The organism is Pedobacter sp. 10L46_2, from assembly GCF_056395165.1.
Genome location: NZ_JBFTIZ010000536.1, coordinates 1 through 1,199 on the forward strand (window position 1 = coordinate 1; position 1,199 = coordinate 1,199).

The 1,199-nt window shown below is 37.0% G+C and carries 3 protein-coding genes; all 3 read right to left on the reverse strand.

Translation table 11 applies throughout. The annotated features are described in order from the left end of the window. Positions 1–465: hypothetical protein (locus AC1DDX_RS27585; RefSeq protein ID WP_477623057.1), on the reverse strand; the 465-nt coding region annotated here is incomplete at its 3' end. Positions 466–472: 7 nt separating this feature from the next. Next, positions 473–925 (reverse strand): hypothetical protein, encoded by a 453-nt coding sequence (locus tag AC1DDX_RS27590; RefSeq protein ID WP_048905968.1) that lies wholly within the window; start codon positions 923–925, stop codon positions 473–475. A 174-nt stretch (positions 926–1,099) separates the two neighbouring features. Continuing rightward, the coding region (locus AC1DDX_RS27595; protein ID WP_477623058.1) for a PLDc N-terminal domain-containing protein at positions 1,100–1,199 on the reverse strand (100 nt) is incomplete at its 5' end.

Consider the following 1,199-nt stretch of genomic DNA (forward strand, 5'->3'; position numbering starts at 1 on the left):
GATAAAGGCTGGCCTTTCGTTTAAGGGTGTATAGTCATCGTCGTCATTATAGATCTTATAAAAGTACATTAGTCCCAGCACAATAAGCAAGATCATGTTAAATGCCCAGGCAAGCGAATTGAAGCTATGGATATCCTGTAAAAAAAGTGTATTTAAGACGTTTACTAGTGTTATTGCGATTAACCCCAGCCAATGAATTCTTCTAAAAATCAATTGGTTGTAAAAGCAATAAACAAGCGCAATTTCTACTAAAGCTAGCAGGTGAAATACCGGCATATTATTAATATGCAGTTCTGCAGTGATCAATGAGTATATTTTTAATATCGAGGAGATAAGAAATAATATACCCAGCAACGTGTAAGGCATTTTTTTTTGAGCAACAAACAACCATGCGGTTAAAGGCAGGATCTCAGAGACATCTGATATCGATGAGATAAAAAAAATAGTGTCTCTAAGATCCGGCATTAGTGATTTATTCTGTTAAGAGCGTTAATTTACATTGATTTGGGCATGGTCTTGTGTCGCCAACGATAATTGGGGGGCCAACTATTGGTGCCACTTTATACAAATCATTACCACTTTCAAGAACCGGTATTAAAATTTCATCTCTTCTAGGGGTTTTGGAAGCATCATTAGGACGAATCGATACGGCATGATAAATTCGCACAGCAACGATTTTCTCTCCTGCGTTTTTATTATAGTCATCAATTTGTTCCATAAAGGTACGGAGTGTGTTCAGTCCATATTCAAAACCAAAAATATGTTCAGGATCATTCGGTCCGGTTGTGGCAGCAAGATAATAGCCGATGCTTTCTCTTGCCCTTGCTTCGGAAATGGGGTTCCCTGCGTTGATCAAATCCTGTGGATAGGTTTCGCAAACATCTAAATTTGCAGCTACTTGTGGTGAGTTGGTTTGAGTTTCCATGTTAATAATTAGATATGGTTGTTAATTGTTATAGTCAAATTTGATATTCCCTATCCACTGTAACAATACCTCTCTAGGGGTATTGTGATAAATGCACCTTAATTTATTGTCGTGTTTCGATAGTTGTCCCTGAATCTTATATAGTTTTTTCAATGAAAGAATTTTGTGTTTGGCTCAATGTCGTGCCACAAAAGTACCCCTTAAATACATTGACGCACCTAAAACAGGTAAGAAAACAATTATAATAATCCACACGGTTTTTTCAGCACGGTTC

Coding starts and splice junctions, on each gene's coding strand:
- AC1DDX_RS27590 (WP_048905968.1), bottom strand. CDS start 925: ATGGAAACTCAAACCAACTCACCACAAGTAGCTGCAAATTTAGATGTT.